The sequence below is a fragment of the Arthrobacter sp. P1_A5 genome, from assembly GCF_056406825.1.
Map to the genome: position 1 here is coordinate 1 of NZ_JBFTZL010000076.1, position 16,301 is coordinate 16,301.

Annotated in this window: 6 protein-coding genes and 4 pseudogenes; 5 read left to right on the forward strand and 5 right to left on the reverse strand. The window is 65.2% G+C overall.

The genetic code is table 11. From position 1 onward, the window contains the following. Window positions 1-1,824: 1,824 nt before the first annotated feature. Window positions 1,825-2,883, forward strand: a pseudogene (locus AC1D1S_RS11995) (Tc toxin subunit A-related protein); the annotation flags it as partial. 105 nt (window positions 2,884-2,988) lie between these two features. Here the strand turns inward: AC1D1S_RS11995 and AC1D1S_RS12000 are convergent. Continuing rightward, window positions 2,989-3,468 carry a HEAT repeat domain-containing protein gene (locus AC1D1S_RS12000; RefSeq protein WP_476994536.1) on the reverse strand — a complete coding sequence of 160 codons (480 nt, stop codon included), beginning with the start codon at window positions 3,466-3,468 and terminating at the stop codon, window positions 2,989-2,991. Between AC1D1S_RS12000 and AC1D1S_RS12005 the strand changes: the two genes are divergently transcribed. Continuing rightward, entirely contained in the window at window positions 3,394-4,149 is a 756-nt protein-coding gene (locus tag AC1D1S_RS12005) for a hypothetical protein (protein ID WP_476994531.1), read from the forward strand. The genes AC1D1S_RS12000 and AC1D1S_RS12005 overlap by 75 nt on opposite strands. A gap of 293 nt (window positions 4,150-4,442) precedes the next feature. On the opposite strand, the pseudogene AC1D1S_RS12010 reads toward AC1D1S_RS12005, so the two are convergent. Continuing rightward, window positions 4,443-4,829: pseudogene (locus tag AC1D1S_RS12010) on the reverse strand (IS110 family transposase); the annotation flags it as partial. Window positions 4,830-4,835: 6 nt separating this feature from the next. Here AC1D1S_RS12010 and AC1D1S_RS12015 point away from each other — a divergent pair. Beyond that, window positions 4,836-4,970: pseudogene (locus AC1D1S_RS12015) on the forward strand (transposase); the annotation flags it as partial. Window positions 4,971-6,373: 1,403 nt separating this feature from the next. Here AC1D1S_RS12015 and AC1D1S_RS12020 read toward each other — a convergent pair. The 3 genes and pseudogenes from AC1D1S_RS12020 to AC1D1S_RS12030 form a co-directional block, all read right to left on the reverse strand. After that, the gene (locus AC1D1S_RS12020) at window positions 6,374-7,612 is read right to left on the reverse strand and encodes a hypothetical protein (protein ID WP_476994532.1); all 1,239 of its coding nucleotides are present in this window, start codon (window positions 7,610-7,612) and stop codon (window positions 6,374-6,376) included. An 814-nt stretch (window positions 7,613-8,426) separates the two neighbouring features. Then, window positions 8,427-8,700: pseudogene (locus tag AC1D1S_RS12025) on the reverse strand (ABC transporter); the annotation flags it as partial. A 546-nt stretch (window positions 8,701-9,246) separates the two neighbouring features. After that, window positions 9,247-9,954: an AfsR/SARP family transcriptional regulator gene (locus AC1D1S_RS12030; protein WP_476994533.1), complete on the reverse strand. Its 708-nt coding sequence runs from the start codon at window positions 9,952-9,954 to the stop codon at window positions 9,247-9,249. 1,183 nt (window positions 9,955-11,137) lie between these two features. Here AC1D1S_RS12030 and AC1D1S_RS12035 point away from each other — a divergent pair. Together AC1D1S_RS12035 and AC1D1S_RS12040 are read left to right on the forward strand one after the other, a co-directional pair. Further along, window positions 11,138-11,317, forward strand: coding sequence for a hypothetical protein (locus tag AC1D1S_RS12035; RefSeq protein WP_476994534.1), 180 nt, complete (start codon window positions 11,138-11,140; stop codon window positions 11,315-11,317). A gap of 787 nt (window positions 11,318-12,104) precedes the next feature. Continuing rightward, on the forward strand, window positions 12,105-16,301 hold a 4,197-nt coding region (locus AC1D1S_RS12040; protein ID WP_476994535.1), incomplete at its 3' end, for a SpvB/TcaC N-terminal domain-containing protein.

Genomic DNA, 16,301 nt, shown 5'->3' on the forward strand with positions numbered 1-16,301 from the left:
ACCTTCCACCCAACGAACCAGGAGCCACCGATGGTCAACTACGTCAAGAACACCGGGTACCACCTGGCCCAAGACATCAAGCTGGTCTGGCCGATCTACCGCTGGCGCTCGGACACCAAGTTCCACTACGACTTCCGCAACTTCTTCCACCCCTACACCGACGACCTCCTGCAGGTGGTCCGGCTCACCGGGCTGGACGGCCTTCTGGCGCCGCAGACCCAGCAGCTGAGTGCGGAGTTCTTCTCCAGCAGCTACACCATCCCGCCGAACCAGCTGGTGGACACGGTCGGGCACCCCAAGGACATCGACACGAGCGTGGGCGGTCCCTACTCGACGTACAACTGGGAGATGTTCTTCCACATGCCCGTCACCATCGCGGTGCACCTGTCGAAGACCCAGCGGTTCGCCGAGGCGCAGCAGTGGTTCCACTACGTCTTCGACCCCACCAGCACCGAGAACCTCCCTGCGCCGGAGAGGTACTGGCGGTTCAAGGAGTTCCGCAGCTCCAGCACCCCCCGCAACATCCGCGACCTGCTGACCCTGCTCAGCACCCCCGACGCGGAGCTGGACGCCACCCAGCTGGCGACGAAGGCCCAGGTGCTCGACGGCTACGAGGCGATGAAGCACAAGCCTTTCCATCCACACGCAGTCGCCCGCACCCGCCCGCTGTCCTACCAGTACTACGTGGTGATGAAGTACCTCGACAACCTCATCGACTGGGGCGACAGCCTGTTCCTCCAGGACACCATCGAGTCGATCAACGAGGCGACCCAACGCTACGTGCTGGCCGCCAACCTGCTCGGGCCCCGGCCCCAGCACGTGCCCGAGGTGGGCCGCACCCGGACGCAGACCTACGCCCAGCTGAAGGCCAGCCTCGACGAGACGGGCAACGCCCTGGTGGCGCTGGAGGGCGAGTTCCCGTTCAACCTGGCCTCACCGCAAGCCGCCCCGGGCGACGGCGACGCGGCCAGCCCGCTGTTCGGCATCGGCAGGGCGCTGTACTTCTGCATTCCCGACAACGACCGCCTGATGACCTACTGGGACACCGTGGCCGACAGGCTCTACAAGATCCGGCACTGCATGAACATCTCCGGCGTGGTCCGGCAGCTGGCGCTCTTCGACCCCCCGCTCGACCCCGGCATGCTCGTCAAGGCTGCCGCGGCCGGCATCGACGTCGGCAGCATCCTGGCCGGCACCGGCCAACCGGCCGGACCGCTTCGTGCCCTACCTCTGATCCAGAAGTCCCTCGAGCTGGCCAACGAGGTGCGCACGATGGGCGGTGCGCTGCTCGCCTCGCTGGAGCGTCAGGACGGCGAGCAGCTCGCGCTGATGCGCCAGGCGCACGAGCTGAGCATTAGCCAGCTGGCCAAGGACACCCGGTTCCTCCAGCTCCAGCAGGCCAAGGAGGCAACGGAGTCGCTGCTCCGGTCCCGCGAGAGCGCGTGGGAGCGCTACTCCTACTACCTGCAGCTGCAGGGCCTCGCGCCCGACTCGACCCTGGCTCCGGAACGGCCGGCGCTCACCCGCACCAGGCTCACGGCCGAGACGTTCGACGACGTCTACGCCGCCCTCGTCGAGCAGTACGACCAGCCGATCCCGCAGCAGCCCTACCCCAACATGAAGGCGGCCTCGGGCGGATCTCCGTCGGCCCAGGCCGGCGCCACGGGCACGGGCGCGCTGTTCCTCAACAACTCCGAGGCCTCCGAGCTGAACGACCACCTGCCCGCCGCCCGGGACTTCCGACTGGCGGGGTCGGTCACCGACACCGTCGCCTCGGTGCTGACCTTCATCCCCGAGTTCAACGTCAACCTGCACTTCTGGGGCATGGGTGGCTCCTCGAAGCTCTTCGGCGGCAGCAAGCTGTCCGACGCGGCGAAGATCGCGGGCGAGATCCTCAAGACCATCTCGGCCTACCACAGTGACCAAGCCGGCATCGCCGGCCGCACCGCGGGCCACCAGCGCCGCGCCGACGAGTGGGTGCACCAGGCGAACCTCGCGGCCCGCGAGCTGGTCCACAACGGCCGCCAGCTCATCGCGTCGCTGATCGCCGAGCAGGTCAGCGAGCACGAGCTGGCCTCAGTACGGACCCAGATCGACAACAGCACCGAGGTCGCCGGCTACCTGCACTCGAAGTTCACCAACCTCGAGCTGCACACATGGATGTCCGGTGAGACCTCGCGGCTCTACTACCAGTGGTACAGGTTCGCCTTCGACATGGCCCGCAAGGCCGAGACCACGATGAAGTCCGAGCTGCGCCGCCCCGAGCTCGACGACGTCGACTTCATCTCCTTCAACTACTGGGACGCCGGCCGCAAGGGCCTGCTCGCCGGCGAGGCGCTGCACGCCGACGTACGCCGGATGGAGGTCGCCTGGCACGAGAACAACCGGCGCGAGCTCGAGCTGGTCCGCCACGTCTCCCTGCGCCAGCTCGACCCGCTGGCACTGCTGCGGCTCAAGGCGACCGGTACGGCGCAGTTCACCATCCCCGAGTGGCTCTTCGACCGGGACTACCCCGGGCACTACCTGCGCCGGCTCAAGCAAGTCTCTGTGTCCGTGCCGGCCGTCGCCGGGCCGTTCACGCCCGTGCCGGCCCAGCTGTCGCTCCAGCGGAGCACCGTGCGGGTCTCCCCGCTCCTCGCCGACGACACGACATACGCGCGGACGGGTGCCGGGGACCCGCGGTTCTCCGACTCCTACGGGCCGATCGAGCAGATCGCCACGAGCACCGGCAGCCAGGACGCGGGCCTGTTCGAGCCTGGCGCCCACGATGAGAGGCTGCTGCCGTTCGAGAACGCCGGCGCCATCAGCACCTGGCAGGTCGACCTGCCCCGGGTGCTGCGCGGCTTCGACTACTCGACCATCTCCGACGTCGTGCTCCACCTGCGCTACACCGCCCGCCAGGGTGGCGACCGGCTGGGCAACCAGGCGGTCCAGGAGCTGGAGGACACGATAGCCGACGTCGCCGTCAGCGGCTTGGCCCTGCTGCTCTCATTGCGCTACGACTTCCCGACTGAGTGGGCGGCGTTCACCAATGGCAACCAGGACCTCCGCCTCGACCTGACGCGGGCGCTGTTCCCGTACCTCGCCCAGGGCCGAGACCTCAGCATGGCAGCAGACCTCGAGTTCTACGCTGCAACGGGGAGCACGCTGACACGGCGTACGGTCCCCGTGGCGGCCGGCGCCGCCGACGCCCTCAACAACGGGGCAGCCGCGCCCGTGACGATCGCACCCGACGCGGCCGTGCTGCGCCGCGACGCCGACGAGGTGTTCGTGATCGTGCGCTACGGGCTCGGAGCTGCCTGAGGCTGCGTCATAGGTCGATGTCCCGGTCCAGCTGCCGGGCGCGCTGCTCGAGGGCGCCCGGCAGGCCTGACGTCGTACGCGGGCATCGTAGTGCTCCAACTGAGCACGCACGACGTCGACGTGCTCAGTGTCGCCGACCGCACCGAGCGTGCGCAGGGCTTGCACCCGGACCCGCGGCAGTTCGCCCTCCAGGGCGAGTACCGCAGCAAGGGGCTCACCGCCCCCGAGCTGTCCGTGCTGGCCGCCTACGCCGAGATCGCACTCGCCCAGGAACTGAACGACAGCGACGTCGCCGACGACCCCTGGTTCGACCGGATCCTTCGCAGCTACTTCCCGCCCCAGATCGTGGACCGCTTCAGCACCGAACTGCAACCCCACCCCCTGCGCCGGCAGATCATCAGCACCGTGCTCGCCAACGACATGATCAACCTGGGCGGGATCACCTTCGCCTTCCGGGCCATCGAGGAAACCACCGGGAGCGCGGCCGCCCCCGCACGGGCCTTCGTAGCAGGACGCGAGGCCTTCGAACTTCACTGGGTCACGGACTGGATGGCAGGGCTGCCTGCCGCTGTTCCGACGGACCATGCAGCCGATCTCGTCCTGTACGTACGCAGGATGCTTGACCGGGGGACGCGCTGGTGCCTGACCCATGAGCACCGGGATCAGCCCGTCGAACAAGTCCTCAGCAGAATCATGCCGGCCATGGACATCCGGCACCACCGGACAACGATCTATCTGCGCGGCGAAGACATCGACCTCGGGAACGACCTTCTGACCCGCTGGAAGGCCATCGGCATTCCACCCGAGTCATCGACAGCACGACCAGCGTGGGCCCGGAAACCGTAGCTCGGCACCCTACAATCTGACTCTTCCTAGCCACTGGCTGCTGTCGAAGGCGACGGGCGCGGTTGAGGATGTCAACGTCATCCAAGAAGACGGGCCCGATCCAGGACCACTGGAGCGGACTAGCGGTGCGGAAACCGTAGTCCGTGAAAGGCGCTCCCTAGGGACGGTCAGAATGTATCGGGTTGAGCCCCGTTCGGCGCACTCCCCCGCGAGGTGTCAGGGTGAGCATCGTAAACCCTCAGGACAACGTGTTAGGAAATGCCGGCAGGAGTGAACCGGAGAAGTATTTGATTTCCGGCCCTCCACCGGACGCGCCGTGGGTGCTTTGCGCTCATCTCGAGCGGCCCCAGATTCAACGAAACAAATGCGGCCTCGTTGCGAACCCTTCCCTGGTGCGACCATGCGGTGAGACACCTCGCAGCGCTGACTGCCCCGAAGCCTTTCTCGTCCAGTAAGGGTGCTGCCTCGCTGACCTTGACCAGCTCGTCCAACTGTTTCTCATTGTTCATGAGCTGCTCGTCCAGTTCGAGGATGTGTTTCGCTAGGCGAATCGCTTCAGTCCGTGCGACGCACAGGGATAGTTCCTCCTCGCGGGGCCGCCACCGGGAGACCTCCGAGATCTGGGAGGCCGTTAGGGATCTGCGAGCATGGACGCCAAGATTGTTGCTACGCACCAGAGCCTAACGATACTCCTGACCATCGGCGACGCCAGCACCCTCACCTCGGCCGGACACCTCCGCGCATATGCCAGAATCGCACCCCTCACACGGCGCTCTGGCACCTCGAGACGCGGGGAATTCCCCGCCCGTTCCGGCAACAAACCTTCCGTTAGCCCCCGTCGTCGCTAATTTCCAGCCGTTGGATAAGGTCCTGTCCGTAGCTGAAGTCCCATACACGCTCGCGGTGCATTCTTCCCACGACCACCCTGGGAAAGTTCCAGTCTTTGCGCGAATGCTCGAACCTTGGACTTGGAGTTTGGGGTCCGCAGTTCGGGGAGGAACCTGCCTCTGAGTGCGTTGACGGCCGCGGTGAGGACGCGGCATTCGGGCAGGTTAAATATCACGGTGGCAGCACACGGCTGCCCCGACGTAGGCTGATCAGGACTCGTGATTCCTGTCGGTGACGGATGACTAGACACCACCGCCGGCCGGCACTCGGAGAACCCGCTGTCCACTAAACCCGTGGCGATTCAAAGAGCCATCTAACGTGGATCAACGAAGCCAAGCCGCATGCGCGGTCCACCACGCGTACATTGAATTGACGGACCACGTCGAATCCCCAGCCGTCGCCAAGACGGCTCTGCTGGTTGACCCCCAAGCTACCGTGACCCTACCGCCTTTGGACTGGTAGCACGCCAACGGTCCCTGATCGACCCCAGACAATTGCCAAGTCGATCGGTACCCGATCGCTGTCGAGCAGTCGCCGACTGGCGCTTCTCCACCATAATCCGCCACGAATGCGGTGTTCATGTCGGCGGCCGTGTCGTAAGCGAAGAGCACGACACTGCTGGGACCTCCTACATCGGTCGGATCGCAGGTGACCGTTGCGACTATTCCCCCGGCATCTGGCCCGCCCACGTGGCAGAATTTCTCCATGGCCAGCGGAACCAAGGCAAGCAGAGCCCTTTGATCCGCCGACCAGGAGGGGTCTTCGAGGAAGGTTGAGGTCGAGGGTGAGTTTGGAATTGAGTCCGAAGTCGAGGGTAACGGCTCCGAAGACGAGTATGTGTCGGAGKGGAYGGACGGCGAAAAGCCCTTGTCGCGTTGGAGCAGGAGGACGCCTCCAACGGAAATTATGGCGGCAATCACCAAGAGCGTCATAATGGCACCTTTGTGACTCCGCCGTGGAGGTGGAGGGTTTGATGGAAGGACGGGTCCGTGCCCAGACGTCGTCGGTGCCGAGGGTCCAGGGTTCGAGGGTCTGACTGGTGCTGCTGGTTCTGAAGATCGCCCCGCCGTGGGTGAGAGACCCGCTATGGGCGCCTGTTGCCGCATCTCGCCTACTTCTGGCGATGATGGCACGTGCTGCGGGCTGCTGTGCAGCCCACCGCTGCCCAACTCCGCCTCGAACCGTCGTTTCAGTTCGGCGGCCGCGCCCTCGCGGTCGCCCGCGGACGTCGCCGTGTCACGAAGCATCGCCTCAAGACGTTCCAGCGGAAGTGTTGAGAATCTCGCGTCCGACATACCGCCATCCCCTTCAACTCGAGCGGATAGGTTGGCGATTCCTACCGAATATCGACGCCCAGAAGGACACGCACACGGCTCGCTGTCATCGGAGCCAATCGTAGGCCCTGCAGCGTGTTGACTGCTCCGCGAATCGACGCCGAGTTCTGCCGTAGAAAGCGTAGAAGTGCAAGGTGCTGCAAAGTTTCTACTTGGATTTCTGCCCCATCGCGTATAAGTTCAAGCGTTGGAATCCGGCCGTGAACATCGCGTACTTTCTCCTTCATTTCATCGACCTCGTGGAAATATTGAGTCCATTCGTTCTCGACTGYCGATAGAGCAGCCTCGCGCCAGCGAATATCCTCGAGGATCTGATTCTTTACGTCACGATCAATCCGATCATCCGCTGCCCGCTGTTGCAATGCGTATTGCTTTTGGCGAGTTCGCTCAATACTCTGCATAGCCTCATCATGAAGCGTTCGAAGGTTGTCTTGGAGCTGAAATCGTGATATGAAATCGATAACGAAATTCGTGAGTTCATAGATCATGACGGCGTTCCCGAACATCATGGCCGAAAGCTGGCCGGAATCTCGGGGGGCCTCCATTCGCAATAGAACTTGCTGGTTCAGCTCGCTGAAAAACTCGACCGTCAACCTGAGGCTTTCGTATGAGATCTGCAGGTCCTTGTCTGCTGCAACCAATCGTTGTGCGCGCAACTGCTCGTTGCGGCCAGCGTCCAAGCCGAGAACCGCCCGGTCAACATCGGCATATCGGCCTTGCTGAATGGTCTGCGAAATCTGTTCGATGATCGCACGAATACGCTCATGCAATTGAGCGAGCTCGGCCTGCACGGCGCTTGGAACATCACTGGATCTCGAGATCCTGCTGCCCAGGAGATCGGCATCGTCTACTGCATAACGAGCTCGTACGTCTCGAAGTTGCTCAACGTGTCGGTCCAGAACGCGACGGACAGCGTCCAATCCGGTTGAGCGTCTAAGTTCTTCAACCGGATCAGGGATCTTGGGGTTCTCAATGAGCCCTATGAGGTCCTGGGCGAGCTGCCCGAGTCGCACGTCGTTGTCGGCCCCCCGCGAGCGCAACTGATCCTCAAGCTGTCGCTGCAACTTTGACGACTGAGGTTGATGCTCGAGTTGCTCGACCGTGTGTGCCACATCTCCGCTGTAGTGAGCAGATATGTAAGCTTTCAGAGCGCGGTATCCCTCAGTGCCAGCCTGGTTCGCCGCAGCTCCAAGGGCTCCCTTGATAAGGGCCAGCACGACGAATCCGACGATCTCAACCATCTAAGCCCCCTAGGACTCTGATCGTGGACTCCACTGTAGCACGCCTCTTATGTCAAGCAAATGTCTCCGAGTATCCTCTCGCAGTGGCCTGGTGGGACCTCAAGGCAACATTGAACGCTTGCGCTAGATTTGGGTTGCCCGTCCTTCTTCGTAGTTTGTCAAGAGACCGACGGGGCCTTTCAAATCCTTCAACTATCCGACCGCAGACCCGGTCATCTGGCGATGTTCTGCGTCATTAACGAGGAGCCCATGGACGCAGCGTTGGTAGAAACTGCATCCGAACAGGTCCCCCAGGTTCCCCGCGGTGAAGTGATGGTGGGCCTCCTAACCGTCCTCGGCTTTGCGGTAGCAGTAGCAGCGGCCGTCACGACCGGCGCAGCCTGGAAGGACTGGGATGTGCTCTGGAGGTCACCGTGGCAACCATTACATTGGCAGCGCTCCTGTTTCTCCCCTTGAGCCGGCCCCTGCGACAATCGCTATTTTCTTTTCGCCGGCGCCACTGACCCCAAACTTAGGACCGGACGCTATCTGGACAATTGCTCCGGGCCACACGTCGGGCTCCAAGCCAGACGGCGGTAATCCGCGACCGCGTATGTCTGTCTGCTCAAAATTGACAAGCTATCAAGCTACTTTTGGCGAACAGCGAGTTACTACTTTCCGAAGTGGTCGTTCCGTGCGTGTCGCCGTAGGACGACAGATGGGTTCTTGTCGACCAGCGGGTGCTTCGACGTCTTACGATTCCGTCGTGTAGTCATCCAACTGGCTGGCAATGAACAGAAATGAACTGATACGAAAGACCAGCCTCACGGCCAGGCCCCGTGAACATTTCCACCTTGGGATTGTGGCCCTGTTGGGTGCGCCGCGGGCGTACGGTGCCACGAATTCGAAGTTCCGCCGCTGGGCTTCGGCGTAGATCGTCCCGAATGCTAGGGAGGACTTGCCTAACCCGGAAACCGTGAATGCGACGACGCGTCACGCGGGACGGCCACGTCCACGCTGCGAAGGTTGTTATCGTCGGCGCCGCGCACCCGGACCAAGCCATCGCTGCCATCATCGGAGCCCAGCGCGGCCGGGGCCACGGCGGCCATGTCAGAAGCATTCTGAATATTTTGCATCGCTTCGACTCTATCGGCGATCGCGTCATCCGCGTTCCCTGTGCTCGGGAGATGCACAAGCACCCCGGCGGGGCGGCTATGGGACCGTCCATGAGACATGCCAGTATCCCAGAGGCCACCAGATTATCTTGAGATGGGTCTGAGAGCCTACTAGGTAAAATTATGGTGCATGTTGGTGAGCAGGATCAACCTATTCAGTTGGGTGCCGGAGCGACGGGAGCGGATTTGATGGGCAGGGCATTGTCCGATGACTTGAATGGGCCTAACGGTGGTCCGCCCACACAGGCGACCTTGGTTATTCGAGTCTGGAGGGGCCCGGAAAGTCCCGAACCCTTCCGTTCACGGATCATCGCTGGATCGTCGGAGGGTGAGGAACCAGCGGTTAGTTATGCTCGCGGCCGGGCGGAAGTAGTCGCAGCGGTGAACCGTTGGCTGGACAGCATCCCGGAGGATTAGGAACTTGGCCGATTCCGCTGGGAGGTGGCCACGCCGAAGTGGACGGAGTAAGGAACCAGGCTCTTACAAAACGTCAGCGACAAGGCGCCGAACGGCCTCTGACGGCACCAGGCCCATGTCCTCGTCCAGTTTGGCTCGATACTTTTCGAAGGCGCGGAGTGCGGCAGCATTGTTGCCCTGCTGCCTTTGAGCCTGCATGAGAAGACCAACGGCACTCTCATAGAGCGGTTCGAGTTCCAGCGCTGCCTCCGCTGCTTCCAAGGCAACCTCAAAGTCGCTCCGCGCCAGCGATTCGCGGCCAACGATATGGAACGCGTGGAGCCGATCCTGCCGCAATCTACTCTGTTCAAAGAGCACCCAGTCGTCATACCAGCCAGGGAGCAGTTCGGCCTCGCGTAAGAGGTGCAGGGACGATGCAGCATTCCCGTTGGACCCGTGTTCGTTCAGCTCACGAATACGTGACCGGATCCGGTGCAAGTCGACGTCGACCAGATCGCTGAGCGAGAGCTCGGCTCCCCCATTGACCAGCAGGCCCGGGACCTGCCGTGAAATCAGATGCAGGCTGACGCGCAGACTCTCCATGGCCTTCGACTCGCGACTCTCCGGCCACAGGAGCCCGGCCAAGTAGCTTCGGGGGCGGGGACCATGAATGGCGAGGGCAGTGATGAGCCGCTGTTGACGCGCCGCCACATGCAAGATGCACGAGTCCCTGCGGAGTTTCCACGATTGCAACAGGCTCAGCTGAAAATGGCAAAAATCGCCGTTTCCCATTGGCACCCCCAAATCCAGCGCCACTGCGAGCCGGAACCGTTATAGCCACAAGGGGACCGCAATTCGGTAAGGGATGTCAACGGGCCGGTGCATCCGACGGGTTTGTGAAGCGAATGCTCGTGCAGCGCAGTGAACACCTTCCATATTGGCCCTAGAATTCGGGCCAGAGGGCCCTAGTGACGACAGTTCCAGGAAATAGTACCCGTCTCGAATTTCGAGGTTCGCTGACGACCGCCCGGCGCCGCAACGCAAGCGACCAGATCCGACTGCGGGACCTCCTCGCGAAGTGGCGAGCATTCCCGCCCGCCGTACGGAGTCGGTCCCATATCATCGCTTACACGGCCTCCACATCCGAAGAAACCGCACGTAACTGTGGCGAAAATGGCCGGGGACGGAAGCCTGAATAGACAAGTCAGGAGGCAGTGCGTAACCCCGCAGACGCATGCCGACAGCTGCAGCTCTCTCGAGACGTGCCTGTGCCCAAAAAGACCCACAGTGTGAAGCTGTTGACGCCCGTGACTGCGCATGACACGATTCGGTCCCCGACGCTGTCACCCCAGCAGGGCTAAAATCCCCCGGGCTGCGCTGAATTGTTACGCCCTCATCCTTCCTGAGAACCAGAGGGCGGAGTGTCCGCAGCCCCTCGAGGGCGCGCCCCGCATCCCAACTACCGGACCCGCCAACGAACGCCCGAAAGCATTTCGGTGGACACGCGTTGTCCGCCCGGCTTCAGGGAAAGCTCTGGCAGGATGGGGTCCAATGGTTCGAATGAAGCAATCCGGAGCCGTCAGGTGCTGGCCTCTCGGAGCGGTCTCGCCACTACATCGAAAACCGATTCCTGGTCACGATGCTTCATCTCGTCTCGAATCTCCGGCGGGAGGAGTTGCCGCGACTCCTGCTCCTCCGGCCGGCGTCCGCGGCTTGTAGCCCTCAGATCTTCACGCAGGCTGGTCGCCTCTGCCAGTAATTCTGTCCACCGGTCAACGAGGACATCATGGCTCTCGACTTTCATCGGCCGACTTCCGCAAATTTTCCGCAAGTTTGCCGAACGCGTCAGGGAACCATGCGATCGTATCTGTTGTGCCCAGGTCTTTAACCAAACTTATGGGATAAAAGCCGGTTTGGATGTCCGTCTACCTCGAGAAAACCGCGCCGGTCTCCACCACTGGTGCAGACACCATTGATGCCCTCAAGGGAAGCACCGTCGGTGGCAAGCCCCGACGAAAAGCGTCCCCAAGGCCATCGCGAACACCACAGACCCGGAGTCCCGGGTGATGCCCACAGCCAGGGTTTCGTCCAGGGGTACAACGCGCAGGTCGCCGTCCCCGGAGACCACGTCATCGCCGCCGTCAATGTGAACTAGCAGCCCAACGACATGCGCGCGTGCGGGGTCTCCCTTTGCCCCGCGTGCTGGTTCGACGGCGGCGCCGGTCTTCACGAAGATCCAAGCCTTCGGCGGTAATTTTGCCGCCTGGCTGCAGGCCTAGGACGATCTGGCCGGCGTCGTCCCCCACGCCAATTCCTGCACCGGATGACGGACGATATGTCCGATACGCGAACAAGCCCCGTCTCAGTCTTACTCCGGTCTCGCGCTCTCACGGTCGCGTATTCGTTCGTTGCACGAGCCGTCGGACTCCCCGCGGGAGCGTGACGACGCTGCGCCGAGCACCCCGTCGGAGAATCAGGCCCGGGTCCGCTCGCTCGCCGAGTCGCGTGAGTGAAAGGGCCGGCAGTGCGTTGCCACGCCCCCCACCTCGCGCCCAATTGCGAAATGAGGTGATGGTTCCCAGTAACGGCGCAGTAACGCCTCTCGTGCTGGGATGATCTCATGACACGAGAACGAATGGCTCGCGTAATCGGCCGCGGCTGCGGCGATGAGAGCCGCCGCGCCCAGCTCCCCCGGGCTGCCGTTCGGGGAGCTGCTGGAAGGCCTGTTCTGATTCAAAGCGATTGATAGTCCCCTTTCAAAAGTAGTAGTTCACGGAAGCGACGCTCCAACAGAGAAGGACCTCATGCAAGATTTAGCGCCGGACATTGAGCATAGGTGGGTGGGGGAGAAGAACATTCCACCCACCGGCCAGGGACTTCTCGGCAATAAAGCCCGCATCAGGTTCACCGTGACATCCCGCTCGCTCACCAGCGGGTAGACCGTGCCGCGCCAACAGTCTGCGGGTCCAGCCGCCGCTCTGCCGAAGGGCGGAGGAGCTCTGCGCGGCATCGGCGAGAAGTTCGGGGTCAACCAGGCCAACGGCACCGCCTCCCTCTCGGTCCCGCTCCCGCTGTCGCCGGGCCGCGACGGCTGGACGCCGAGGCACTCCTTGACCTACGACTCGGGCAACGGCAACGGGCCGTTCGGGATGGGCTGGTCGCTGGACCTGCCGGCCATCACGCGGCGCACGGACAAGGGCCTGCCGACGTACGACGACGACGACGCCGAGTCCGACGTGTTCGTGCTGGCCGGTTCCGAGGACCTGGTGCCGGTAACGGATGTCAACGGGGTGCGAGTCGAGACCGCACGGCGGCTGCACGGCACCGACTACACGGTTCGCTCGTACCGCCCGCGGCTGGAAGGCCTGTACGCCCGCATCGAGCGCTGGACCACCGCCGCTGGCATCAGCCACTGGCGCACCATCGCGGCCGACGGGGCCACCACCTTGTTCGGGCTCGACGAGAAGAGCCGGATCGGCAACCCCGACGACCCTGCCCAGACGTTCTCCTACATGGTGAGCCGGCGCTTCGACCGCCGCGGTCACCTCACCGTCTACACCTACCGCGCCGACGACGCCGTCGGAGTCGACCGCACGCAGGCCCACGAAGTGAACCGAGACGATGCGGCCCGCTCGGCGCAGCGGTACCTCACCTMGGTCCGCTACGGGAACCTGGTGCCGTGGCACCAGGACTGGTCACGCGATGGCGCCGAGCCGGCGCTGCCAGACGAGGACGGGTTCTGCTTCCACCTGCGCCTGGACCACGGCGAGTACGACGCCGACGCACCCGCGTGGGAAGACTCGCTGGAGTGGGGGGTACGGCCCGACCCGTTCTCGAGCAACAGGTCGGGCTTCGAGGTGCGCACCTACCGCCGGTGCCGGCGGGTGCTGATGTTCCACCACTTCCCCGACGAGCCGACGTGCGGGCCGCACCGACTGGTGCGCAGCCTGGAGCTCGGCTACCGCGACGAGGACGACGGTGGCGAGCCCACGGCTCCCGTTTACTCGATGCTCACCACGTTGGTGGAGACGGGCTTCGCCGACGACCCAKAGCAACCCGGCTCGCTGCTGCGGCGGGCCGTGCCGCCGTTGGAGCTGGAGTACAGCGAGCCCCTGGTCGACGACCAGGTCCGCCGGCTGGACGTCCAGGACCTTCGCAACCTGCCCGAGGGCATCGACGGGGCGTACGAATGGGTCGACCTCGACGCCGAGGGACTCCCCGGCGTGCTCGTCCGCACCCCGGGTGCCTGGTGGTTCAAGCGCAACCTCAGCCCGCTCGCACCAACGTCGGTCGCGCGGCTCGGGGAGCTCGAGCCGGTCCCGGCGCTGCCCGCGGGGCACGAGCTCGGCGGCCAGCGGCTAGTCGACTTGACGGGCGACGGCCACCTCGACGCCGTCTCGCTCGGATCGGCGATGCCGGGCTACAGCGAGCGTCGCGACGGTGACTGGACGCCCTGGCGGCCGTTCACGTCCCTGCCCACTGTGCCGCCATACGCCCCGGGGACGCACCTGGTCGACCTCACCGGTGACGGCCGGCCCGACCTCCTGGTCGGCGAGCACGACGTGTGGCTCGCCTATCCCTCGCTGGGCCGCTCGGGCTTCGGCCCGCCGTCGACCGCTCGGCCGCCATGGGACGAGGAGGAGGGGCCGCGGACCCTGAAGGCCACCGGCACCGAGGCGCTACATCTGGCCGACATGACCGGCGACGGGCTGAGCGACCTGGTTCGCGTGCGTGACGGTGAGGTCGCTTATTGGCCGAACCTCGGCTACGGCAGGTTCGGCTGCAAGGTGACGATGGACGTGTCACCGCACTTCGCCGACGCCGAGGCGTTCGACCCGTCCCGCGTCCACCTGGCCGACATCGACGGCTCCGGCACGACGGACCTGCTGTATGTCGGCCCCGGCGGCGTGCTGGTCTGTTTCAACCAGTCCGGCAACTCCTGGTCGGCCCCGCGCCTGCTGGGCGTCTTCCCCGGTGCCTCCAGAGAGACGCACATGCAGGTCCTCGATCTGCTGGGAATCGGCACCGCCTGCCTGGTTTGGTCCTCACCGCTGCCGGGCGAGGCGGGCTCACCGCTGCGCTACGTGGACCTGATGAGCGGCCACAAGCCGCACCTGCTCGTCAGGGCTCGTAACAACACCGGTGGCGAGACGCGGGTGAGCTACGCGCCGTCCACGCGCTTCTCCCTGGCGGACCGCGAGAGCGGCACACCGTGGGCGACCTCGCTGCCGTTCCCGGTCCATGTGGTCGAGCGGACCGAGGTGCGCGACCTGGTGACGCGCAGCCAGTTCGTCACCAGGTACGCCTACCACCACGGTTACTTCGATGGCGAGGAGCGCGAGTTCCGCGGCTTCGCGCTCGTAGACCGGTGGGACACGGAGGAGCACCGCGTCGACGAGGACTTCCCGGATGCCGCAGCAGCCAACTGGGCGCAGACGTCCTGGTCCCCGCCGGTGCGGACCCGCACCTGGGTGCACACCGGCGCGTTCGCCCAGGGCGCGGAGGTGTCCCGGGCGATCGAGGCGTCGTACTGGACCGAGCCCGGGCTGGCTGTCGACGGCCCGGACGAGAGCGTCATGCGGTTGCCGCGCCCCGTGCTCGACGACGGGTCGGCGCCCGGCGGGCTCCCACTCGGCGCCGCCGACCTCCGCGAGGCCTGCCGGGCCCTGAAGGGTCAGGTGCTCCGCACGGAGTCCTACGCCGACGACGGCACGCCGCAGGCGGCCGTGCCCTACTCCGTGGAGTCGTTCGCCCACACCGTGCGCTGCCTGCAGCGGATCGGTCAGCAGCGGCACGGCGTCTTCGCCGCCCACAGCACCGAGACCCTGACCGCCCACTACGACCGCGAGGTGGGCGATCCCCGGGTCCAGCATGACGTGCTCATGAAGATCGACGAGTTCGGTCATCCCCTGCGCGCGGTCTCGGTCGCCTATCCACGACGCGACGGACACCCGGCGCCCGAGCCGGACCTGGATGCCGCCACCCGGGCGCGGCTGCGCCACGACCAGGGACGCGTGCACCTGCTGGCGACGCAGCGCGCTTACACGGCGCTGGTGTCCGGCGACGACACGCACCTGCTGCCGCTCCCGGCCGAGCTCACGTCCTGGGAATGGACCGGCATCCGGCCAGCAGCGCAGGCGCCCGGCACCACGGGCCTGTTCACGGCCGCCGAGCTGGGCGCCGTATGGGAGACCGTGGACGCGCCGGCGGCGACCCTGCACTACGAGCAGGCCGTTGCCGGCGACCTCGAGGGGGAGGACGCCGCGCCGCAGGCGCCCGCGCGGCGACCGGTCGAGCAGCACCGCACCTACTACCGGCGCGACGACCTCACCGGTCTGCTGGACCTCCAAGTCGCCCAGCCTGACGCGCTGCCCGGCGGCGAGTACCGGCTCGCCTTCACCCCCGGCCTGCTGGCCCGTACCTTTGGGGCTCCGGCAGCCGTCGCCGCCGGGGTCGCCGTGGGCGATGCCGAGCTGACCGAGGGCGGGTACGTCCGGCTGGCGGGGCACAACGGCTGGTGGCTGCCCGGCGAGCAGGTGCGCTACTCCCCCGGGGACGCCGACTCCCCCGCCGCCGAGCTCGCCTCCGCCCGAGCGCACTTCTACCGCGTACGCCGCATCATCGACGCCTTCTCCGTGCGGCGCGACGACTTCGACGACTACGACCTGGCACCGGTGCGCGCCGTGGACGGCGTCGGCAACGCCCGGATCGCCGAGCTCGACTACCGCGTGCTCGCCCCTCACCGGGAGACGGACCCCAACGGCAACCGGACCGATCGACTGTTTGACGCTTTTGGCGCCGTGACGGCAGTCGCCCTGGGGGGCAAGGAGGGTGAGGACGTTGGGGACAGCCTGGACGGGGTCGTCGCCGACCTGCCACCGGAGGTCATCGCCCAGCACCTAGCCGACCCGCTGGCCGATCCCCTGGCGGTGCTCGGCAACGCCAGCACTCGGTTGCTCTACGACCTCGACGCGTTCCGGCGTACGCGTGACGATCCCGCCCCGGCGCCGGCCGTGTCCTGGACGGTCGACCGCGAGACCCACGTCGCCGACCTCGCACCGGGCACCGAGTCGCGCTACCGGCACAGCCTCGTCTACTCCGACGGCAGCGGCCGCGAGGCCCAGCACAAGGTTCAGGCC

Bases quoted from the DNA above. Each gene is read 5' to 3' on its own strand.
- AC1D1S_RS12030 (WP_476994533.1), bottom strand. From the start codon at position 9,954: ATGGGAAACGGCGATTTTTGCCATTTTCAGCTGAGCCTGTTGCAATCG.
- AC1D1S_RS12035 (WP_476994534.1), top strand. From the start codon at position 11,138: ATGCCCTCAAGGGAAGCACCGTCGGTGGCAAGCCCCGACGAAAAGCGT.